Origin of the sequence: Methylococcus sp. EFPC2 (assembly GCF_016925495.1) — a bacterium.
Taxonomy (GTDB): domain Bacteria; phylum Pseudomonadota; class Gammaproteobacteria; order Methylococcales; family Methylococcaceae; genus EFPC2.
Map to the genome: position 1 here is coordinate 3,670,001 of NZ_CP070491.1, position 22,027 is coordinate 3,692,027.

Sequence of the window (22,027 nt, forward strand, 5' to 3'; positions counted from 1 at the left end):
TCCTCCCAGACCCACCATTGAGGGGTCATAGCTCAGCTGGGAGAGCGCCTGCCTTGCACGCAGGAGGTCGGGAGTTCGATCCTCCCTGACTCCACCATAACTCAAGTGATCGGCGATTGATGAGCCGCAAGCAGTATGAACCGAGTAATGCTTGCGAGTCATCATTTGTGGATGACTGTTCTTTAACAATTTGGAAAACGTACACTGTAATGCTCAGTGAAGATGGCCTTGAGCCATTGGAGCGAAAGCATAACACGCGAGATGTCAGCATTGCTGTATGACTTCAAACTTTTTGGGGTTATATGGTCAAGTGAATAAGCGCATACGGTGGATGCCTAGGCGGTAAGAGGCGATGAAGGACGTGGCAGCCTGCGAAAAGCTTCGGTGAGGTGGCAAACAACCTGTGACCCGGAGATGTCCGAATGGGGAAACCCACCTGTCATAAGACAGGTATCCTGCAGTGAATACATAGCTGCTGGAAGCGAACCGAGGGAACTGAAACATCTAAGTACCTCGAGGAAAAGAAATCAACCGAGATTCCCCAAGTAGTGGCGAGCGAACGGGGAGCAGCCCTTAAGCATCAGTAAGATTAGTGGAAGCGTCTGGAAAGTCGCGCCATAGTGGGTGATAGCCCCGTACACGAAAATCTTACTAATGTGAAATCGAGTAAGGCGAGGCACGTGAAACCTTGTCTGAACATGGGGGGACCATCCTCCAAGGCTAAATACTCCTTACCGACCGATAGTGAACCAGTACCGTGAGGGAAAGGCGAAAAGAACCGCGGTGAGCGGAGTGAAATAGAACCTGAAACCGTATGCGTACAAGCAGTGGGAGCCTACTTTGTTAGGTGACTGCGTACCTTTTGTATAATGGGTCAGCGACTTACTTTCAGTGGCGAGCTTAACCGACTAGGGGAGGCGTAGCGAAAGCGAGTCTGAATAGGGCGATTCAGTCGCTGGGAGTAGACCCGAAACCGGGCGATCTATCCATGACCAGGGTGAAGGTGCGGTAAAACGCACTGGAGGCCCGAACCGGGATCTGTTGAAAAAGATTCGGATGAGTTGTGGATCGGAGTGAAAGGCTAATCAAGCTCGGAGATAGCTGGTTCTCCTCGAAAGCTATTTAGGTAGCGCCTCGTGTATCACTCTCGGGGGTAGAGCACTGTTACGGCTAGGGGGTCATCCCGACTTACCAAACCGTTGCAAACTCCGAATACCGAGAAGTGCAAGCACGGGAGACACACGGCGGGTGATAACGTTCGTCGTGAAAAGGGAAACAACCCAGACCGCCAGCTAAGGTCCCAAAATCATGGCTCAGTGGAAAACGATGTGGGAAGGCACAGACAGCCAGAAGGTTGGCTTAGAAGCAGCCATCCTTTAAAGAAAGCGTAATAGCTCACTGGTCGAGTCGGCCTGCGCGGAAGATTCAACGGGGCTCAAGCCATGTACCGAAGCTGCGGATTTGACGCTCAGCGTCAAGTGGTAGAGGAGCGTTCCGTACGCCTGAGAAGGTCAACCGTAAGGTTGGCTGGAGGTATCGGAAGTGCGAATGCTGACATAAGTAACGATAATGCGGGTGAAAAACCCGCACGCCGAAAGCCCAAGGTTTCCTGCGCAACGTTAATCGGCGCAGGGTTAGTCGGCTCCTAAGGCGAGGCCGAAAGGCGTAGTCGATGGAAAACAGGTTAATATTCCTGTACCTGTTACAACTGCGATGGGGTGACGGAGAAGGCTAGGTCAGCCGGGTGTTGGTAGTCCCGGTTTAAGCGTGTAGGCAGGGGTTTTAGGCAAATCCGGAACCCTAATGTCGAGACGTGATGACGAGCTCGTAAGAGCAGAAGTGATTGATGCCAGGCTTCCAAGAAAAACCTCTAAGCTTCAGGTTGTAAGAGGCCGTACCAAAACCGACACAGGTGGGCAGGATGAAAATTCTAAGGCGCTTGAGAGAACTCGGGTGAAGGAACTAGGCAAAATGATACCGTAACTTCGGGAGAAGGTATGCCTCAAGTAGGTGAAGTGACTTGCTCATGGAGCCCAACGAGGTTGCAGTGAAACGGTGGCTGCGACTGTTTATTAAAAACACAGCACTCTGCAAACACGAAAGTGGACGTATAGGGTGTGACGCCTGCCCGGTGCCGGAAGGTTAATTGATGGGGTCAGCCGCAAGGCGAAGCTCTTGATCGAAGCCCCGGTAAACGGCGGCCGTAACTATAACGGTCCTAAGGTAGCGAAATTCCTTGTCGGGTAAGTTCCGACCTGCACGAATGGCGTAACGATGGCCACACTGTCTCCACCCGAGACTCAGTGAAATTGAAATCGCTGTGAAGATGCAGTGTACCCGCGGCTAGACGGAAAGACCCCGTGAACCTTTACTATAGCTTTGCACTGGACTTTGAATCGACTTGTGTAGGATAGGTGGGAGGCTTTGAAGCGCAGACGCCAGTTTGCGTGGAGCCAACCTTGAAATACCACCCTGGTCTATTTGGAGTTCTAACCCAGGTCCGTAATCCGGATCGGGGACCGTGCATGGTGGGTAGTTTGACTGGGGCGGTCTCCTCCCAAAGAGTAACGGAGGAGCACGAAGGTGCGCTCAGCGTGGTCGGAAATCACGCACAGAGTGTAAAGGCAAAAGCGCGCTTGACTGCGAGACAAACACGTCGAGCAGGTACGAAAGTAGGTCTTAGTGATCCGGTGGTTCTGTATGGAAGGGCCATCGCTCAACGGATAAAAGGTACTCCGGGGATAACAGGCTGATACCGCCCAAGAGTTCATATCGACGGCGGTGTTTGGCACCTCGATGTCGGCTCATCACATCCTGGGGCTGTAGTCGGTCCCAAGGGTATGGCTGTTCGCCATTTAAAGTGGTACGCGAGCTGGGTTTAGAACGTCGTGAGACAGTTCGGTCCCTATCTGCCGTGGGCGTTGGAGATTTGAGGGAAGTTGCTCCTAGTACGAGAGGACCGGAGTGAACGAACCTCTGGTGTTCCGGTTGTTTCGCCAGAAGCATTGCCGGGTAGCTATGTTCGGACAGGATAACCGCTGAAAGCATCTAAGCGGGAAGCCCCTCCCAAGATAAGATCTCCCTGGGACCTCGAGTCCCCTGAAGGGCCCTGGTAGACCACCAGGTTGATAGGTTGGGTGTGGAAGCGCAGTAATGCGTGAAGCTAACCAATACTAATTGCCCGTGTGGCTTGACCATATAACACCCAAACAGTTTGGTGAAAGCCAACAGGGTGTCTGACATCCGCGAAGTGTACGTTTTCCAAGACATCGACAAGGCCTAAGGCCTTGCCGATGAACAACAAAAGCTCCAAAAGCTTAACCAGTTTTGCCTGGTGGCCAGAGCGAGCGGGAACCACCCGATCCCATCCCGACCTCGGAAGTGAAACCGCTTAGCGCCGATGATAGTGTGGACCCCCATGCGAAAGTAGGGAACTGCCAGGCACCTAACCCCTAAACCCCCGCTCTTAAAATCAAGACGGGGGTTTTTTATTGCATCACTCTCGGCAAAAACCTCCACACTTACCATCTTTTCCGAAATGGCCGAGCGCTCACCGGCCGTAGTCGGCTTGAACGTGCCGAAAACCGGTGCTCGACAGGCTGCCGAGGGCGGATGAGATTGTGCGGCCCGACGCTAAGAAGCCGCATTGCCCTCCTCGAAACCCTCAATCAGGTCGGCGAGGGTCGCCTCGCGTCGGATACTGCCGATCTTCAGCGTGTGAGGAGCTCTATGCGACGGCGGGCGTTTGTTGGTGTGCCACCACAGGCCGGCAGTCGGCCCGGGGCCAAGAAAGCAAAAAGGGTAGCCCCGCGGGGCTACCCTTTTCACATTGAGTGGTGCCGGAGATAGGAGTCGAACCTACGACCTTCGCATTACGAATGCGCTGCTCTACCAACTGAGCTACACCGGCAAAATCCAAAACTTGTTCAAACCGTATCTGTATAACCTCGCCATCAGACGGCCCGAAAGCCTTGTACCCGCGCCTGCTGCTGCCTCAGCTACCACAACGCAGCGTCACGATTAGGAATGCGTGGCTGTACTGACGGGGCCATACGGGTACTATCTAATCATTTTAAGGAATTAAGCGCTCACGAACAAGCTACCGTTGCGAAATGCTAGTAGCGCGATGCGTAATAGGCATTGTCAGGATATGCAAGGCGTCGTCATGGGCTGGGTGGACGGCGTATCCAGTGGATCATGTATCGTGACATGTTAATGGTTTGGGCACTTGTTCGGTGTTTTAGCTGTCTCTACCATGCAGGCAACCTTATGCAGGAGCTTCGCCATGTTATTTCCCATACGGGACGTTAATCCAACCGTACGCAGACCGGTTGCCACCTTGGCCTTGATTGGCTTGAACGTCGCGGCCTGGATATTCGTGCAAGGCTGGGGCAGTGGGCTGCCTCTGGCGCAGTCGCTTTGTTCCTACGGCTTGATACCGGGGGAGTTGCTGGACCTTGCCTCGATCGGCACCGTGATACCGCTGAGCGGCGATGTCGGCTGTGAACTGGGAGAAGGATGGGCGCCTTCCTTGATCACCCACATGTTTCTGCATGCCGGCTGGTTTCACCTGATTGGCAATATGTGGTTCTTATGGGTGTTCGGCGACAATGTCGAAGACGCCATGGGGCCCGGGCGCTTCATCGCGTTTTATTTGCTGTGCGGACTGGCGGCCGCGGCGTTGCAGATAATGACCCAGCCGGGCGCGTTGATTCCTATGGTCGGCGCTTCGGGAGCCATAGGCGGGGTATTGGGCGCTTATGCGAAGTTGTATCCACGCGCCTACGTGGTGAACTTCGTGTTCTTAGGGATATTTTTCACCACCATCGCCCTGCCGGCCTTCGTGATGCTGGGATACTGGTTCTTCATCCAGCTCCTGGGTGCCCTGCCCGCGCTGCAGGGGCCGGGGGGCGGGGTGGCTTTCTGGGCGCATATCGGCGGATTCGTCGCTGGATTGCTGCTGGCCGGCCCCATGCACAGGTCGGACTATTACGCCCAGCATATCGCGCAGTCGAAAACCTGGCTTTGAGCACCCCGTTGCGCAAGCCCCGCCGCGTGCCCGCCAGCATTGTTTTCGTCGGTATGTTCGCGCTGGCCTATCTTGCCGTAAGCGCTCATCGCAGCGCCAGGGTGAGCCACGGCATCGCTTTCGTCGAAGCAGGCGAGTTGGAAAGCTTGGTGCGGATCAGCCCGGTTCCCGTGCTGGTCGAGTTTTGGGCGAGTTGGTGCGCTTACTGCCAAGAACTGGATGCGCCTTTGAGTCGTCTGGCGCGTCGCTATGCCGGCCGCTTGAAGGTCGTGAGAGTCGATTACGACGCGAGTCTCGCGGCTAGGCAGGCTCACACGGTCACCGGCCTACCGCTTATGTTGATATTGAACAAGGGCGAAACACTCGCGCGCCGCCAGGGCGGCATGAGCGAAGACGAGTTGTTCGATTTTGCAGCCAGAGCCTTGAGTGGGGGCGAAAAAAGTGGCGGGCAGAGCAACTGCACCTTGGGGCCGGGCGCCCTGCCGATCTGCGAATGAACGGCAGGGCGGCGGACGTCAGGGCTTCAGGGTTCGGACGCCGGTTTCCGAGCCCAGCAGGACGACGTCGGCCGGCCGCAGGGCGAATATGCCGACGGTGATCACGCCCGGTATGTTGTTGAGGGTGCGCTCCAGTTCCGGCGGATTGACGATGCTCAGGTTGTACACGTCCAGGATCTGGCCGCCGTTGTCGGTGACGCAGCCTTCGCGCCATTGAGGCTGGCCGCCGAGCTTGACGATTTCGCGGGCGACGTAGCTGCGCGCCATCGGGATGACTTCGACCGGCAGGGGAAACTTGCCCAGCACGTCGACATATTTGCTCTGGTCGACGATGCAGACGAACTTGCGGCTGGCGCCGGCAATGATCTTCTCGCGGGTCAGCGCGGCGCCGCCGCCCTTGATCATTTGAAAAGCCGGGTTCACTTCGTCCGCCCCGTCGATGTAAACGTCGAGATCGCCGGCGTCGTTCAATTCGAGGACCGGGATGCCGATCTTCTTCAGCCTTTCGGAGCTGTTGATCGAGCTGGATACGGCGCCTTCGATGTCGCCTTTCAGGTCGGCCAGCAAATCAATAAAATGGTTCACGGTCGAACCCGTGCCCACGCCCAAAATAGAGACTCCCTTCACGTAGTCCAAGGCGGCTTCCGCGACTTTTTTCTTGAGTTCGTCTTGCGTCATCTTTAGTCCTATCAGCGGTTTGTTAAGCGCCGGGATGATACTCCGGCCGCGCCGGGCCTGTCATGCGCCCCTATCCGAGAGAACGAATGATACAAAAATATATCGAGCGCATATTGCGCGCCCGCGTCTACGACGTGGCCATAGAAACCCCGCTGGATCACGCGCGCAATCTGTCGCGCCGGCTCGGCAACGCCGTCTACATCAAGCGTGAAGATTTGCAGCCGGTGTTTTCCTTCAAGATCCGCGGCGCCTACAACAAGATCGCCTCGCTCAGTCCGGAAGAACGGCGGGCCGGCGTGATCGCGGCCTCGGCCGGCAATCACGCCCAGGGCGTGGCGCTATCGGCGCGCCAGTTGGGCATACGCGCGCTGATCGTCATGCCGTGCACCACCCCGGCCATCAAGGTCCAGGCGGTGCAGAGCCTGGGCGGGGAAACCGTGCTGCACGGCGACTCCTACGACGAGGCCTGCGAACACGCCTATACACTGGCGGAGGAGCAAAAGCTGACTTTCGTGCACCCTTACGACGATCCGGAGGTTATCGCCGGGCAGGGCACCATTGCCATGGAAATCCTGCGCCAGCAGCGCGACGGCATCCACGCGATCTTCGTTCCCGTGGGCGGCGGCGGTTTGATCGCCGGCGTGGCGGCCTACGTCAAGTTCGTGCGTCCCGAGATCAAGGTCATCGGCGTGGAGCCCGACGACTCGGATTGCCTGCACAAGGCGCTAAAGGCCAAGCGCAGGGTGACCTTGAAGCAGGTCGGCCTGTTCGCCGACGGGGTGGCGGTCAAGCAGATCGGCAAGGAGACTTTCCATCTGGCCCATCAATACGTTGACGAGGTGGTGACGGTCAGCACCGACGAAATCTGCGCGGCGATCAAGGACATCTTCGACGACACCCGCTCCATCGCCGAGCCGGCCGGGGCGCTTTCCGTCGCCGGACTGAAAAAATACGTGGAAAGGGAGAATTTGCAGGGGCAGTGCCTGATCGCCATCGATAGCGGGGCCAATATCAATTTCGACCGCCTGCGCCATGTGGCCGAACGCGCCCAGGTCGGCGAACAGCAGGAACTGCTGCTGGCGGTGAGCATACCCGAGCGGCCGGGAAGCTTTCATGCCTTTTGCAGCGCGCTGGGACGGCGCAACATCACCGAGTTCAACTACCGCTATTACGATGCGGCGGACGCTCAGGTCTTTGTCGGGGTGCAGATCGCCGACGGCCGGCGCGACGGGGAGGCCTTGATCAAGGAATTGCGCACGGAAGGGTTCGAGGTCACGGACATGAGCGGGAACGAAGTGGCGGTCGAGCACATCCGCTACATGGTCGGCGGCCATCCGCCCAAGCTGCTCGACGAGATCGTCTACAGCTTCGAGTTTCCCGAGCGTCCCGGCGCGTTGCTCAAATTCCTCTCGGGACTGGGCGGACGCTGGAACATCAGCCTGTTCCATTACCGCAACCACGGCGCCGCCTTCGGCCGGGTATTGATGGGCATCCAGGTGCCCAAGACCGAGCGGCGCGATTTCCGCGCGTTTCTCGAAGAGCTCGGCTATGCCTACCGGGAAGAGACTGACAACCCGGCTTATCGACTGTTTGCCGGGGGCGGGAAAAAGACGTAAGGCAATCAGCCAAGCAAATTGGCGATCAATCCGCTCCAGCGAGCGGATTGCCTGTGTGCCTGCAGTCGCTGGGCTATGACCACGGCACGTAGTTCCTCCAGTGCCGTTTCGAAATGGTCGTTGATTATGAGGTAATCGTATTCGTTGTAATGCGACATTTCGGCGATGGCGTCACGCATGCGGCGGGCGATGGTGCTTTCGTCGTCCTGTCCCCGTCCCCGTAACCGGCTTTCCAATGCCTCGCGCGAGGGCGGCAGGATGAAGATGCCTACGGTTTCCGGCATCAGCGCCTTGATTTGCCTGGCGCCCTGCCAGTCGATTTCCAGCAGGACGTCGTGACCTTCGGTTAGCGCGGTTTCCACCGTCGCGCGCGCGGTACCGTAATAGTTGTCGAACACCTTGGCGTGTTCCAGGAAGGCGCCTTCGTCGATCATACGCTCGAAGCCGGCATGGTCGATGAAGAAGTAGTCCTGACCATGCCGTTCACCGGCGCGTACCGGGCGGGTGGTGTGGGAAACCGAAACGGTGAAGCCTTCCAGGCTTGCACGCAATTCTCTGACCAGACTGGTTTTGCCCGCGCCGGACGGCGCGGACACCACAAATAGGACGCCCTTATTCATTAGTTCGCTCGGTATCTCGAAATCCCGCAAGGATAGAGCATAAGACAGCCGGTAGGCTATAAGGCGTCGAGTCGCTTGAGATCGTGATCTTCACCCGGGCGTTTCGCGGCCGTTGTTTTCCGAGTGCGGCGGCGGCGATGCCCAGTGGGGGCTGCGCTACGGTATCGTCCAGGCTAGGCCGCGACTAAGCTCTTCGGCCGGCTTCTGTGGCTGGGGACAAAAAAACCCGCCGAAGCGGGTTTTTTTGCTACGGAGCACAAGGTCCGTTTAGGCGGCGCTGCTGCCGGCGACATCCCCGCGTGCTTCTTCGATCAGGGGATCGAAACGCTTGATCTGAGTTTTACCCAGGGTAATCAGTTCGAGGCCCAGATCCCACAGCAGACGGTAAAGCCGCGGCTGGCGCGAAACAGCCAGGGACACGTAGGTCAGGGCGGCGATGCCGGCCAGTACGGCCAGCAGGGCCGGCAGACCGAACAGCGTGAGGATGCGGGTCACATACCACAACACGGCGAGTGCCAGCATCAGCAGCAGGCCGAAATAGACGAGCACGGCGATGGTGAAAAAGACAAAGGTCACGAATTGCAACACTTTTGCCAGCAGCAGATTGAGTTTCATGGTGTATCGTTCCTTACCGTTTTTGATTTGAGATCGGGCTTGTACGTCGGTTCGGCGGTCTGGTGCGGGCACTAACCTCGGGGCGCCGCCTTATATTTTGGGCATCGGAAAAATTTTTGCGCATTCTATCACAGCATGCGACGGAGTCATTTTCCGCTCGTCCCCGATCCGGCCTAGGCGCCGGAGCCTGATGCCCCGATAGCCGAAACGACGGGCGGACGATAGGGATAGGTCTCGCCCGCACGATCATCGATCCGGATCGAAGCGCTGGTCTCGGTCTCAATCGCCGGTTCTCGGCGCCGGTTTTCTTTTCCGGATCGGCCGGGCACCGGTCGGCGGTTCTTCGCTCCAGGGGCGTATCCTGATCGCCTTGCCCATGATGAAGGTCCGTTCCAACCGTTTCAGCACGGCCGCAGGCAAATTGGGCGGCAGGCTGACAGTGCTGTAGGTGTCCTGCAGCTTGATATGGCCGATGTCCTTGCCCGGTATGCCGGCTTCGTTGGCGATGGCCCCGACGATGTCCTTGGGATTGACGCCATCCGCCCGGCCGACCTCGATCCGGTAAAGCGCACCGCCGTCATCACGCGGCCGGCCCTTTTCTCGGCGTGGCCGTTCCTCGCCGCGATCGCGGACAGCGCGTGCTTCGTATCGGTCGCCGGACTTTTCTTCGGAAGTGGGCTTTTCTTTCTCCGCCGGTACCAGGGGGCGGTCCTTTTGGGCCAGGAAAGTCAGGGCCGAAGCGATGTCCAGCGGCGACAGGCTCTGTTCCTTGCCCAGTTGCTGTACGAACTGGCGGTAGAAGCTGAGCTCTTCACCTTCCAGCGTGCTCATCACCAACTGCTTGAACTGTTCGACCCGGCGTTCGGCGATGTCTTCCCGCGTCGGCAAGCGCATTTCCCGAATGCGGTGGCGCGTGGCCTTTTCGATGGCTAACAGCATACGGCGCTCACGCGGTGCGACGAACAGGATAGCGTTACCCTTGCGCCCGGCGCGTCCGGTACGGCCGATGCGGTGGATGTAGGCTTCGGTGTCGTACGGGATGTCGTAGTTGACCACATGGCTGATACGTTCCACGTCCAGGCCGCGCGCCGCCACGTCGGTAGCTACCACGATGTCGAGCGATTTTTTCTTCAGCCTCTCGACGGTCTTTTCCCGCAAGGCCTGACTCATGTCGCCGTTCAGGGCCGACGCCGCATAGCCGCGGGCCTCCAGCTTTTCAGCCAATTCCTCGGTCGCCACCTTGGTGCGCACGAAGATGATCATGGCGTCGAAGTCTTCCACTTCCAAAATACGGGTCAGCGCGTCCAGCTTGTGCACGCCGGAAACCGGCCAATAGCGCTGGCTGATGGCCTCCACCGTCGCCGTTTTGGCCTGGATGCTCACTTCCTTGGGGTCGCGCAGATGCTTGCGGGCCACCTTGCGGATGGCTTCCGGCATGGTCGCGGAAAACAGGGCGACCTGCCGCTCGGCGGGCGTGTGTTCCAGTATCCATTCCACGTCTTCGATGAAGCCCATCTTGAGCATCTCGTCGGCCTCGTCCAGCACCAGGGTGTGCAGGCTGTCCAGCGAAAGGGTCTGGCGCCGCAGATGATCCATGATGCGGCCGGGTGTGCCGACGATGACATGGACTCCGCGCTTGAGCTGGCGCAACTGGGTTTCCATCGACTGCCCGCCGTAAATCGGCAGGATATGGAAGTCGGGCAGATGCCGGGCATAACTCTGGAAGGCCTCGGCGACCTGGAGGGCGAGTTCCCGCGTGGGAGTCAGCACCAGGGCTTGTGGCTCGCGGCGGGTCAAATCGATGCCGTTCAATACGGGCAAGGCGAACGCAGCGGTTTTACCGGTACCGGTTTGTGCCTGGCCGAGCAGGTCGTGGCCGGCGAGCAGAAAGGGGATGCTCGCCGCCTGGATCGGCGAGGGCGTTTCGTAGCCGACTTCGGCAATGGCCTGCAGGATGGGCGCGGCGATAGCCAGTTCGGAGAAGCTGGCGGGGGTAGTTTGGGTGTCTTGCATCAGGTGGGGTAACTCTAGGGTGGAACGGTAGCGCGTCGCTGCGCTGGGAAGGTCGGTCCGGTAAGTTGCGCGGGATAGATGAAATAAAAAAGCAGGCCTTTGGGGGCCTGCTTTTCGGCACGCACGCCGGAGCGCGCGTTACAGGATGGTTACGTTGTCAGCCTGCGGGCCTTTTTGACCCTGGACTTCAATGAAGCTGACCGCTTGGCCTTCCTTCAAGGTTTTGAAACCACTCCCGTTGATGGAACGGAAATGAACAAACAAATCGCTACCTTGGTCGCGCTGGATGAAACCGTAGCCCTTTGTTTCATTGAACCACTTAACGGTTCCTCTTTGCTCTTGTGACATGCTCGAAATACTCACTAACTGTAAAAACTACCCGCCGCCCCTAAATGAGCCGACGACTTTTTCACTGCAAGGAAACGGTGATGGTAGGGGCAGGGGAGTCTTTGTTTGGCGCAAAGGCACTCTGACTCGACCGCAACGATCCACGGATGCAGTATGGCTAGCATACCTAAGCGGTATGGCCATTTCAACATAAGTAGAATCGCTATTTTTTGAGCCTGCAACTTGGTGGGCGGATAACCGCTGTCGGTCCCGGCTATTCCGGATTTTCTCCACAAAATCGGAGGATAAACCTGTGGATAAGTTTGTGAAAAAAGTTGCGAGCCCAGCACGGCCCAGTCTTTTCCTGAACTGGCCAAAATTTGCCGATCATTCCATTATTCAGTGCTTTATTTTATAAGCGAATGATAAATAAGCACTATTTTTAGCTTTCTTGGCATGGTGCGTGTTATTGCTGAATTGAGGGCCGATTTGCGCTGGATTTCGGCTAGGTAAGACGGGCGGTGGATAAGTCGCGCGGCGGCGCGCAATTCCCACGCCGGCTCAAGGCATTATCCGAGTGACGCGAGATGGCGGCGCAGCTTATCCAGGGTAAAGGCGGCAGCGATCAGGTGGCGGCGATAGGGTTCGCGCTCCAGCGGGCGGTCGAAACCGAACAGGCCGGTCGGCGTAAGCAAGGCGAGGTGTAAGCCGGCGGACTCGAACTGGACGAGCACATAGTCCGCACCGGTTTGTTCGCGGAGGCGTTGTGCGGCCGCCGCCGCCCCGGACACGGCGGAGTCGAACGTATCCAGGGCGAGTGCCCGGGTCATGGCCTCAGTGTCCGGGTAAACCCGGCATTCCCGCAGACCCGTAAGTCCGGCGCAAAGGTGCGCCAGCTGGCCGGCGCTGACGGTTTCCGCGATGGCCAGGCTGGCGTTGCGCCGCGACAGCATGCGGCCGATCACGGTGGCCAGATCGCCGCCCTCGTCACCCAGACCGTCGATGCTGAAGACGCCGTCGCCCAGCGCTCCGCGGATGTTTCGCAGCAAGGCCTCGACCGCGGTGAGGTCGATTTCGGTGGGCAGGCGCAGTTTTACATGGACTTCCGGCCCGACGACGCAAAAGCCCAATTCGGCGTTTACCGGCAAGGAAACCTGATCCATGCGCGCCTGCAACATCGATTCGCCGACACCCACCGTGCGGAGCACGATGCTACGGGGTGGCCGGAAAGCAAAGCGCTGCGTAAGCCGGGGGCGTACTTCCGCGCCGAAGATTTCCCGCATTTCCATGGGCACGCCGGGGAGAAAATAGAATCGGCAGCGCCCGTGCGCCAGAGCGAAGCCCGGCGCCGTGCCCCAACGGTTGTCCAATCGCTGGGAGCCGGCCGGCAGCAAAGCCTGCTTGCGGTTGGTCTCCGGAGCCACGCTGTTGCGGCTGGCGTACCAGGCTTGTATGGCCCTCCAGGCTTCGTCATCGAGGCGGAGCGGGAGCCCGAAAGCCTGCGCCACGGCCGCCGCGGTCAGATCATCCACGGTCGGTCCCAGGCCGCCGGTGCACACGCAGCAATCGGCCCGGTCGGCGATTTCGCTCAGCAATCCCGCAAGGTCGCCGAGCCGGTCGCCCACGATGGTGTGGCGTGTCACATCGAAGCCCAGGCCGACCAGTTCCTGGGCCAGCCAGGCCGCGTTGGTGTCGACCACCGAACCGGACACAACTTCTTCGCCCTGCGATAGGATTTCGGCCTGGGGAAAATGTTCGGTCATGTTGGTCGGAACAGGTGCGTCTGGGGTGAGGACTTTGCCATGAGCGAGGCTATTTTGCGATGAAAAAACCTGTCGTCGTCATCGGGATGGGAGAGATGGGCGACTTGTTCGCCCGCGGATTCTTGAAGATCGGGCATCCGGTTTACCCGTTGTTACGGGGTATGGACGCCGAGGAACTGGCCGCCGAGATTCGGAACCCGGAATTGGTGCTGGTCGCCGTCGGAGAACACGAGTTGCATTCGGTGCTCGAAGGACTCCCCGAGGTCTGGCGCGACCGGCTGGGGTTGTTGCAGAACGAATTGCTGCCCAGCGACTGGTTGTCCCGCGGCATCGCCGATCCCACCGTCATCGTCGTATGGTTCGATAAAAAAAAGAACCGGCCGTTTGTGAACGTGTTGCCGACTCCGCTGTGCGGCCCCCGTGCCGATCTGGTGCTTCGAGCCTTGCAGGCGGTCGAGGTGCCGTGCTTTGAGGTTCCGCCCGAGGCGCTGCTCTACGAGCTGGCGCGTAAGAGTCTTTACATACTCACCATCAACATCGTGGGCATCGTGATGCCGTCCGGCGCTTCGGTCGGCGAGTTATGGGAACATCATCGCGAACTGGCCGAGAAGGTCGCCGGGGAAATTATGGATATCCAGGCGCATTTGATGGAAACCCCGCTCCCCCGCGCCAGATTGATGGCCGGCATGCTCGAAGGTTTCGACGGAGATCCCGGGCATATTTGCATGGGCCGCAGCGCCGCGCTGCGTCTTCGGCGGGCCTTGCGGCAGGCCGAGCGGGTGGGCGTGGAGACCCCGGCCTTGCGGCGCATCGCCGACGCTATGGCATGAGTCGGGCGATCGCTTTCCCGTCGCGCGCGTGCTGCCGGCCGCTTAGAATGGGTTTTCAGGTCAATACGCTCTTGGTCGATTCGCGCAACTTGTGCAAGGTTTCCTGTGCGGCTTCGAAATCGAACAGCTTGATCTGTCGCGCGAGGGTCTCGCCGTGCCGAGCCAGCACGGGCAGCAGTGGCTCGATTCGATCGCGGAACAGCACGATCGCGGCAGTGTCGCTCCGCGCCAGCAACTCGTCGAGCTCGTCCAGCACGCTGTTCAGGTGTTCGGGGTCCGGCATCGGGATCGAGGCGGGACCGTCGGGCGGCAAGGGTGGAAGGGTCGCGGCCAGCATGCCCAGTTCCCGATCCATGGCGTCCAGGTCGTCGGCCGTCGTGTTCGGGTCGGAGGCCGTCTCGCGGCCGGATTTGAACGTGATTTCCAGGCGCCCGGCGATTTCAGCGAGGGGTTTGATGCCCAAGGTCGCCGCGCTGCCTTTGAGCGTGTGCGCCAGATGCCGCGCGTCGATGTGGTCGCCGTCGGCCACGCAGGCGCGGAGTCGGGCGATGTCGCCGGCATGGGTTTCGACAAAATGGTGCAGCAGTTCCAGATAAAGGGCGGCCTTGCCGTTGAGTGCGGCCAGGCCGCGCGCCACGTCGAGGCCGGGTAGGTTGACCAGCGGTCCGAGAACGGCTTCCGACGCGCGGGTGTCCGGCTGGCTGGCCCGTTCGGTGGCGGTCCTCGCGGCGTGCGGCGAGGCCTCGTCTCCATGCGGTAGCCAGCGACACAAGGTGGTGCAGAGCGTGTCCAGATCGACCGGTTTGGCGATGAAGTCGTTCATCCCGGCCGATACGCAGTCCCGACGATCCTCGTCGAAAACATTGGCGGTCATCGCGACGATGGGAATGGACGCTTTCCCGGGCAGGGCGCGTATGGCGCGCGTCGCATCGAGGCCGCCCATGATGGGCATTTGCATGTCCATGAGGATCAGGTCGTACGCCTGGGTTTGCGCTTTCTGCAAGGCCTCGAGTCCGTTTGTCGCCGTGTCCACGCTCAAGCCCAGGCCGTGCAGAAGTTCCAGCGCCACTTCCCGGTTGATGTCATTGTCTTCCGCCAGCAGGAGGCGCGCATGTCGCGGATTTCGGCGCAATTCCATTTCGGCATCGGCGCAGCCGCAAGGTGCGGCGGGGACGATGCCGCGTCCCCGCCGTAGCCGGGCGGTGAACCAAAATGTGCTGCCTTCTCCGGGGGTGCTGTCGGCGCCGGCATCGCCTCCCATCATCAGTGCCAGGCGCCGGGTGATCGCCAGTCCGAGCCCGGTGCCGCCGTATTTGCGGGTGGTCGATGTGTCCGCCTGTTCGAATGCCTGGAACAGCCGGGCCAGGGTTTTGGGGGCCACGCCGATACCGGTGTCTGTCACCTCGAAGCGCATCAACAATTCGTCGCCCTCCTCGGCCAGCAGTCGGGCGCGCAGGATGATGGAGCCTTCCGGGGTGAATTTGACCGCATTGCTGGCGTAGTTGAGCAAAGCCTGGCGCAGCCGGGTGGCGTCGCCGCGCAGCCACGGGGGGACTCCGTCGTCGTCCATCCTCCAGACACGGAGTCCTTTGGCCAAGGCCGCGTCGAGTATCATCGAATGCACATGATCCATGATGGAGGCCAGCGAGAAATCATTTTGCTCCAGTTGCAGTTTGCCGGCCTCGATCTTGGACAGGTCGAGGATGTCGTTGATGATGGACAGCAGATGGCGGGCGGAGCCGTCGATTTTGTCCAGGCGCTCGGCCTGCGTCGCGGTCACGCCGTCCCGTTGCAACAGATGGGTCAGGCCGAGGATGGCGTTCATGGGCGTGCGTATCTCGTGACTCATATTGGCCAGGAACGCACTCTTCGCCAGGTTGGCGCCTTCCGCCTGGGTCTTGGCGGCCATCAGTTCGCTGGTGCGCAGGTTCACCAGTTCTTCGAGGTGGTGACGATACTGTGCCAGTTCTTCGGCAACGCGTTTTTTTTCGGTGATGTCCTCCTTGACCGCCACGTAATGGGTGATGCGTCCGTCGGCCTGGCGCAGGGGCGTGATGATGGCGAACTCGATATATTCGCTGCCGTCTTTGCGCTGGTTGGTGAATTCTCCGCTCCAGGCTACCCCCCGGCGCAAGTTTTCCCACAATTGGTGAAAGGTTTGCGGCGGCGTCTTGTCGGATTTCAGAACTCTGGGGTTACGCCCGATCACATCCTCGCGGCGGTAACCCGTGGTATTGAGGAAGGCCTCATTCACGTATTCGATATTGGCGTCGAGGTTGGTGATGACGATGCTCTCCGGGCTCTGCTCCACGGCCAGGGCGAGCTTGCGCAACTGCTCTTCGGCTTGTCGGCGTTCGGAGACGTCCAGGAGGAAGCCGATGACGGCGGGACGTTCCCGATATTCGAATGCCCGCCCGTGCACCTCGACGTCGATGCGGCTGCCGTCGTGCCGCAGCCCGGTAAAGACATAGCGCAGGTCGACGAGTTCGTGATCGAGTCGCTTCCTTATGTTCTCCATCACTTTTTTCCGGTCTTCCGGGCTGACGAGATTCAGGACGGGGACTCTGTCGATCAAGGCATCCGCCGATTCATAGCCGAAAATGGCGGCGAATCCGGGACTCACATAGCGGAATCGCCCCCCTTGAATGATATAGATGCCGGCCAGCGACTGCTCCACCAGGGCGCGGAAGCGGCTTTCGCTCCCGCGCAAGGCGGCTTCGGCCCATTTCTGTTCCGTGATGTCGCGGGCGATGCCGAAGGTGCCGATGACCTTGCCGTCGGCATCGCGCAATGGCCCTTTGGTGGTCATGAAAATCCGTTTCCCCTCCGCCGTATCCAGGGTTTCCTCATAAGCGAGCATGCGGTTTTCGTCTATGACCTGGCGGTCGAGCGCGATCAATCGCCGAGCCTGTTCGGCAGGGAAAACCGCGAAGTCGTCGAGCCCCAGCACTTCGTTCGCCGGTTTGCCTATGGCGCGGCTAGTGGCGGGGTTGATCAGGATATAGCGGCTCTCCAGGTCCTTGGCGAAGATCGCATCGTTCGAGCCGTCGGTGATTGCGGTCAAAAGATTCAGGACGCGCAGGCGTTCCGCCTGTAATTCCTGCTGGCTGGTTGCCGATTCCAGTTGCCGGCGCTGGTGCAGCAGGCGCCACCCGGCCATGGCCGATAGCAGGGTTAGCAGGCCGGCGCTCCCGATCCAGACGGTGCTTTCGGCTATCTCGGCATAGATTTCGGCCTGGTCGAGCTTGGCCAGAAGATACCAGTCGGTGCCGTCTATCGCCCGTATCATCCCCAGGGTCGGAACACCCCGGTAATCCAGCCCTTCCACGGCCCTGCCTGGCTGGATCTCGCCCCGAAGTACGTGGGCGGCGATCAGGTCCGGGCTGGACACCGGGAGGCGTAGCTTGACGGCCGCGTCGGCACGGAACCGCAAGTCGTTGAGATACAGAATCTGGTCGCCGTCGCGGCGGAAAAGCAGGGTTTCTCCGCTGGCGCTGGGGGCGGGCCAGGTTTTCAGGGTAGGAAAAAGCCATGCCGACGGGTTTACGTGCAGGACGACGACGGGCTCGGAGTCGGCGGGTGCTTTGAGCGGTGTGACGAAGTCCATGCGTGGCTGGCCCACCTCGTCCCGGTAGGGGGGAGGCGCACGGACTCATGGGCCGCGACGGCGGCTGCCCTTACCTCGGGAGCGAGGGTGGGAGGCGCCATGGAGGAGCCCCACAAGCGTTCGCCTTGGGGACCGAGCAGGGTAATGGCGGCAAATCCGTTGCTCATTCCCAATTGTTCCAGACGGGCCGTCAGTCGTTCGCCGGCATGCGTATCGCCAGCTTCTTGCCAGAGGCGGTACTGTTCAGAGAAAAAATCGCTCGTCTGGACGAACGCCGCATCGTTCTGCCTTTCGGTTAGCCAGTCTGCGATCAGCCTGGCTTTCAGATCGGCGATGGCTTGCAGCCTGGCGACTTCAGTCTCTTTACGGTCCATCAATGTGTGGCCGATAGCGAAGCCCGACAGGGCGAAGACGACCACGGCGAGCAATACGAAGGGCAAACCTCGCGGCGGGGCGGCCGATGGGGCGGGGTGGCCTTGTACCCAGTGGCGCATCAGCCTATAGAGCAGCAGTGCGATGATGCCCACGTAAAACCAGCCTTTGAGCAGGCTGGCGAGCACGATGTGACTGGGAACCGTGTAGAGCGTGCGTATCGGGGTGCCCGTCCGCCAGGACCAACCAGCCGCAATCAGGGCGCAGACGACAACGGCGAGTAAAATCCGCCGGGTGCCGACGCGCTTCGGCGAGTGCTTGCGAGAATGGGGCTGCGGCGGCACGGCGGCGGGCGATGCGTTTAATCGCTGCGAAGCCGGCACCGGTGGCGGCTCAAGCGGGGACTCCGGGCTCCGGATCGCGATGCCGGTCGGCGATTTCGCAATAGGCGCCGAAGTCAGCGAGAAACGCATCGACCATGTCGGGGTCGAAATGCCGGCCACGGCCGTTCGCTACGATTTCGCGCGCCTGCTGAGGGGATAAGGCCGGTTTGTAGACTCGCTGCGATATCAGGGCGTCGAATACGTCGGCGAGCGCCATGATGCGCGCCGAAACCGGGATGGCATTGCCCGCCAAACCGTCCGGATAGCCGCTGCCGTCCCATTTTTCGTGATGCCAGCGCGTGATCTCCTTGGCGACGGTGAGAAACTCGAGGTTCATCTCGATGTCGCGTTCGGCCTGCTCAATGGCATCCGCTCCCAGTTGGGCGTGCGTTTTCATGATTTCCCACTCGGCCGGGGTTAGCGGGCCGGGCTTGAGCAGGATGTGGTCGGGTATGCCGACCTTCCCGATGTCGTGCAAGGGAGCCGAGCGCGTGAGCAAATCGATGTAGCGATCGTTGAGGGTGGCGGCGAAGCGGGGGTGCTCCCGCAGCCGGGTGGCCAGCCGTTGCACATAGCCCTGGGTGCGCAGGATGTGATTGCCGGTTTCCGGGTCACGGATCTCCGCCAGGCGGGCCAGCGCCCGGATGCTCACCAGTTGGACGACGTCGTTTTCGGCCATGCGGCGGACGATTTCGGCTTCGAGCGCGGCATTCTGGTCTTTCAGCCAGTCGCGTGCCTGCTTCGCTTCGAGCTGCGTGCGCACGCGGGCCAATACCAGGGCGGGTTTGATCGGCTTGCCGATATAATCGGCCGCGCCGATTTCGAGCCCGCGTTCCTCGTCTTCCGTGTCGGCCAGGGCGGTGAGAAAGATCACCGGGATATCCCGGGTGGCGGGGTTTTCGCGCAGGCGGAATAGGACTGAATAGCCGTCCATGTCCGGCATCATCACGTCCAGCAGGATCAGATCAGGCTTGGGCTGGCTGCGCGCCACGTTCAGGCAGCCTTTGCCCGAAGTTGCCGCAAGCACCCGGTAATATGGCCTCAGCAGTTCACTCAATACGTCGAGGTTCTCGGGCGCGTCGTCGACGATCAGTATGGTTATTTTCCTATTGACGTCCATGTTGTCCTCCGGACCGAGCGTGCCTGTATGAGTCTAGACCGCTTCCGACATTTTCGTACATCCAAGAAGGCGCTCCGGGTGCACTCAGATCGGACTGGTGCGATGTCTGCATTTGCACGAGGATGGCCCGGCTGCTACGCCGGTCCGACGCCTGCGCCATTGAATCCATCATGGCGTCCGTTTTATCCTGCGCCCGCGTTTCCCTGCCCGGAGATTTCCCCGCTTGAATTTTTTTGTCCATCTGCTCGCCGCCATGGTGTGTTTTTGTCTTTCCACGGGCGCCGTCGCCGAAACGACCGCCGAAGAGGCGCTTCAAGTGTTGGAGAATGAGTGGGCCGAGGCCTTCTACCGTCTCCCCGCTCGCCAGCAGACTGAAAAGTTCAACGCCTTGTTGCCGCGCATCCGCGAGTTCAAGGCGCGCTATCCCCAGCGTGCGGAGCCCTTGATACTGGAGGCCGTGGTGCTATGCACCCTGGCGGCTTCGGATTGGGGCTTCAGCTCGCTGAGCCGGATCAACGAGGCGCGCGCATTGCTGATTGCATCCATCGATTTCGATCCACGGGCCATGCACGCTACGGCCTATATCACGCTGGGCAATCTCTATCACCGTCTGCCCGGTTGGCCGATCTCATTCGGCGACGACAAGTTGGCCCTGCAATATCTGGAGGCGGCCCACCGGATGTTTCCCGATTCGCTGGACAGCAATTACTTCCTCGGCGATTTCTGGCTGCACGAGGACGAGTACGACAAGGCCCTGCCTTATCTGGAAAAGGCCGAGTTGGCGCCGGTTCGCGCCACGCAACGCCTGTCCGACGAGAAACTCAAGGAAGAACTGAAGGTCGCGCTGACCGCGGCGCGTCAGCGCAAGAGCCCGCACACCGACTTCTTCTCCGATCTGCTGCCGGATATCGACAACTAGCCTCCCAAACTGCCTCGCCCCGAGGCCTATGCCGCTTGGTTTCCACGGGCGAGAGGGGTAGAGTCGGAAGCGATCGGGCCCGGTTTCGGCCCGGCTGAACGCTTCGGATCGCAAAAGAGGAGTCCTTGCCATGGCCGAGCCGCTCACCATCGCCCTATCCGGCGACAAAACCCTCGCCCTGTTGCCGGCCCTGGCCAATCGCCACGGCTGCATCACCGGTGCCACCGGCACCGGAAAAACCGTCACCCTGCAGGTGTTGGCGGAGCGATTTTCTGCCATCGGAGTGCCGGTCTTCCTGGCCGATGTCAAAGGCGATCTGACCGGCATCAGCCAGGCCGGGAGCCTCACGCCCAAACTGAAGGAAAGGCTGGCCCAATTGGGCATGGACGAGCCGGTTTGGAAGGCCTGCCCCGTGACGTTGTGGGATGTATGGGGCGAACAAGGCCATCCGGTACGGGCCACCATCTCCGACCTGGGGCCGTTGCTGCTCTCGCGCCTGTTGAATCTCAACGAAACCCAGGAAGGGGTGCTGAGCCTGGCTTTCAAGATCGCCGACGACAACGGCCTGCTGCTGCTCGATTTGAAGGATTTGCGCGCGGTGCTGCAATTCCTCGGCGACAACGCGGCCCGCTTCAAGACCGAATACGGCAATATCTCGGCGGCTTCGGTGGGCGCCATACAGCGCGGCTTGCTGCAAATCGAGGAGCAGGGCGGGGACCGCTTTTTCGGCGAGCCCATGCTCAACATCGAAGACCTGATGCAGACCGATGGCCAAGGGCGGGGGGTGGTCAACATCCTGGCCGCCGACCAACTGATGAACAACCCCAGGCTGTACGCCAGTTTTCTGCTGTGGCTGCTGGCGGAGTTGTTCGAGAATCTGCCGGAAGTCGGCGACCGGGATAAACCCAAACTGGTTTTTTTCTTCGACGAGGCCCATCTCTTGTTCAACGAAGCGCCAGGCGCCTTACTGGAAAAGGTCGAACAAGTCGTCAGGCTGATCCGCTCCAAGGGGGTCGGCATTTATTTCGTCACCCAAAATCCTTTGGATATACCGGAGAAAATCCTGGGCCAGTTGGGCAACCGCATACAGCACGCCTTGCGTGCGTTCACGCCGCGCGACCAGAAAGCGGTGAAATCGGTTGCCGAAACCATGCGCGCCAATCCCGCGCTCGATGCGGAAAAAGCCATTATGGAGCTGGGTGTGGGCGAGGCGCTCGTCTCCCTGCTCGACGAAAAAGGCGTGCCCGGCATCACCGAGCGAGCCTACATCCGCCCGCCGGCCAGCCAGGTCGGCCCCATCACACCCGAGGATCGCAAGGCGCTGATCGCCTCGTCCCTGGTGGCCGGCGTGTACGAGCAGATCGTGGATCGCGAATCCGCGTTCGAAAAGCTCAAGGCCAGGGTGGAGGCAGCGGAACCAGCGGCCTACGAACACCCCAACCCGCCCCAGGCGCCCGTCGGCGGCGGGGGCCTGCTGGAAGGCTTAGGCGACGTGCTGCTCGGTTCGACCGGACCGCGCGGCGGACGGCGCGAAGGCGTGGTGGATAGCTTGCTGAAAACCGCCGCCCGCACGGCGGCGCGTGAGATTACCCGTGGCCTGTTCGGTTCGCTGCTGGGCGGCCGCCGCCGCTGAGCTTT

General features: G+C 60.3%; 15 protein-coding genes, 3 tRNA genes and 2 rRNA genes (1 of these 20 only partly in view). 10 read left to right on the plus strand and 10 right to left on the minus strand.

What is annotated here, in order from left to right; genetic code table 11:
• The 4 genes from JWZ97_RS15675 to rrf form a co-directional block, all read left to right on the plus strand.
• Nucleotides 1-17 (plus strand) — tRNA-Ile (locus JWZ97_RS15675) (it extends 60 nt beyond the left edge of the window).
• Between the two features lie 4 nt (nt 18-21).
• Nucleotides 22-97 (plus strand) — tRNA-Ala (locus tag JWZ97_RS15680).
• Nucleotides 98-304: 207 nt separating this feature from the next.
• Nucleotides 305-3,198, plus strand: a 23S ribosomal RNA gene (locus tag JWZ97_RS15685).
• A gap of 132 nt (nt 3,199-3,330) precedes the next feature.
• A 5S ribosomal RNA gene (gene rrf / locus JWZ97_RS15690) occupies nt 3,331-3,443 on the plus strand.
• A 391-nt stretch (nt 3,444-3,834) separates the two neighbouring features.
• On the opposite strand, the gene JWZ97_RS15695 is transcribed toward rrf, so the two are convergent.
• Nucleotides 3,835-3,910, minus strand: a tRNA-Thr gene (locus tag JWZ97_RS15695).
• A gap of 375 nt (nt 3,911-4,285) precedes the next feature.
• Here JWZ97_RS15695 and JWZ97_RS15700 point away from each other — a divergent pair.
• The gene (locus JWZ97_RS15700) at nt 4,286-5,029 is read left to right on the plus strand and encodes a rhomboid family intramembrane serine protease (RefSeq protein ID WP_205431102.1); all 744 of its coding nucleotides are present in this window, start codon (nt 4,286-4,288) and stop codon (nt 5,027-5,029) included.
• Complete coding sequence (locus JWZ97_RS15705; protein ID WP_205431104.1) at nt 5,026-5,526, plus strand: co-chaperone YbbN; 501 nt, start codon at nt 5,026-5,028, stop codon at nt 5,524-5,526. The genes JWZ97_RS15700 and JWZ97_RS15705 overlap by 4 nt, the downstream gene beginning before the upstream one ends.
• A gap of 18 nt (nt 5,527-5,544) precedes the next feature.
• Here the strand turns inward: JWZ97_RS15705 and rpiA are convergent, their stop codons facing one another.
• Nucleotides 5,545-6,204, minus strand: coding sequence for a ribose-5-phosphate isomerase RpiA (gene rpiA, locus JWZ97_RS15710; protein WP_205431106.1), 660 nt, complete (start codon nt 6,202-6,204; stop codon nt 5,545-5,547).
• A gap of 86 nt (nt 6,205-6,290) precedes the next feature.
• On the opposite strand from rpiA, the gene ilvA reads away from it, so the two are divergent.
• Nucleotides 6,291-7,820, plus strand: coding sequence for a threonine ammonia-lyase, biosynthetic (gene ilvA, locus JWZ97_RS15715; protein ID WP_205431107.1), 1,530 nt, complete (start codon nt 6,291-6,293; stop codon nt 7,818-7,820).
• Between the two features lie 5 nt (nt 7,821-7,825).
• Here ilvA and gmk read toward each other — a convergent pair whose 3' ends face one another.
• The 5 genes from gmk to JWZ97_RS15740 all read right to left on the minus strand — a co-directional run bounded on the left by gmk (nt 7,826) and on the right by JWZ97_RS15740 (nt 13,158).
• Nucleotides 7,826-8,440, minus strand: a complete 615-nt coding sequence (gene gmk / locus JWZ97_RS15720) for a guanylate kinase (RefSeq protein ID WP_205431109.1) — start codon at nt 8,438-8,440, stop codon at nt 7,826-7,828.
• Nucleotides 8,441-8,707: 267 nt separating this feature from the next.
• Nucleotides 8,708-9,055: a hypothetical protein gene (locus tag JWZ97_RS15725; protein WP_205431111.1), complete on the minus strand. Its 348-nt coding sequence runs from the start codon at nt 9,053-9,055 to the stop codon at nt 8,708-8,710.
• A gap of 279 nt (nt 9,056-9,334) precedes the next feature.
• Nucleotides 9,335-11,068, minus strand: a complete 1,734-nt coding sequence (locus tag JWZ97_RS15730) for a DEAD/DEAH box helicase (protein WP_205431113.1) — start codon at nt 11,066-11,068, stop codon at nt 9,335-9,337.
• Nucleotides 11,069-11,206: 138 nt separating this feature from the next.
• Entirely contained in the window at nt 11,207-11,416 is a 210-nt protein-coding gene (locus tag JWZ97_RS15735) for a cold-shock protein (RefSeq protein ID WP_205431115.1), read from the minus strand.
• A 548-nt stretch (nt 11,417-11,964) separates the two neighbouring features.
• Nucleotides 11,965-13,158: a competence/damage-inducible protein A gene (locus JWZ97_RS15740; protein WP_205431117.1), complete on the minus strand. Its 1,194-nt coding sequence runs from the start codon at nt 13,156-13,158 to the stop codon at nt 11,965-11,967.
• A 59-nt stretch (nt 13,159-13,217) separates the two neighbouring features.
• On the opposite strand from JWZ97_RS15740, the gene JWZ97_RS15745 reads away from it, so the two are divergent.
• Entirely contained in the window at nt 13,218-13,988 is a 771-nt protein-coding gene (locus JWZ97_RS15745) for a hypothetical protein (protein ID WP_205431118.1), read from the plus strand.
• A gap of 55 nt (nt 13,989-14,043) precedes the next feature.
• Here JWZ97_RS15745 and JWZ97_RS15750 read toward each other — a convergent pair whose 3' ends face one another.
• Genes JWZ97_RS15750 through JWZ97_RS15760 form a run of 3 tightly spaced genes read right to left on the minus strand, consistent with a single transcriptional unit; the run spans nt 14,044 to nt 19,470 of the window.
• Nucleotides 14,044-17,595, minus strand: a complete 3,552-nt coding sequence (locus JWZ97_RS15750) for a PAS domain S-box protein (protein ID WP_205431120.1) — start codon at nt 17,593-17,595, stop codon at nt 14,044-14,046.
• Nucleotides 17,532-18,311, minus strand: coding sequence for a hypothetical protein (locus JWZ97_RS15755; protein WP_205431122.1), 780 nt, complete (start codon nt 18,309-18,311; stop codon nt 17,532-17,534). Before JWZ97_RS15755 ends, JWZ97_RS15750 begins: the two co-directional genes overlap by 64 nt.
• Before the next feature lie 49 nt (nt 18,312-18,360).
• Nucleotides 18,361-19,470 (minus strand): two-component system response regulator, encoded by a 1,110-nt coding sequence (locus JWZ97_RS15760; protein WP_205431124.1) that lies wholly within the window; start codon nt 19,468-19,470, stop codon nt 18,361-18,363.
• 223 nt (nt 19,471-19,693) lie between these two features.
• Between JWZ97_RS15760 and JWZ97_RS15765 the strand changes: the two genes are divergently transcribed.
• Nucleotides 19,694-20,389 carry a hypothetical protein gene (locus JWZ97_RS15765; protein ID WP_205431126.1) on the plus strand — a complete coding sequence of 232 codons (696 nt, stop codon included), beginning with the start codon at nt 19,694-19,696 and terminating at the stop codon, nt 20,387-20,389.
• 130 nt (nt 20,390-20,519) lie between these two features.
• Complete coding sequence (locus JWZ97_RS15770; RefSeq protein ID WP_205431127.1) at nt 20,520-22,022, plus strand: helicase HerA-like domain-containing protein; 1,503 nt, start codon at nt 20,520-20,522, stop codon at nt 22,020-22,022.
• Nucleotides 22,023-22,027: the final 5 nt, after the last annotated feature.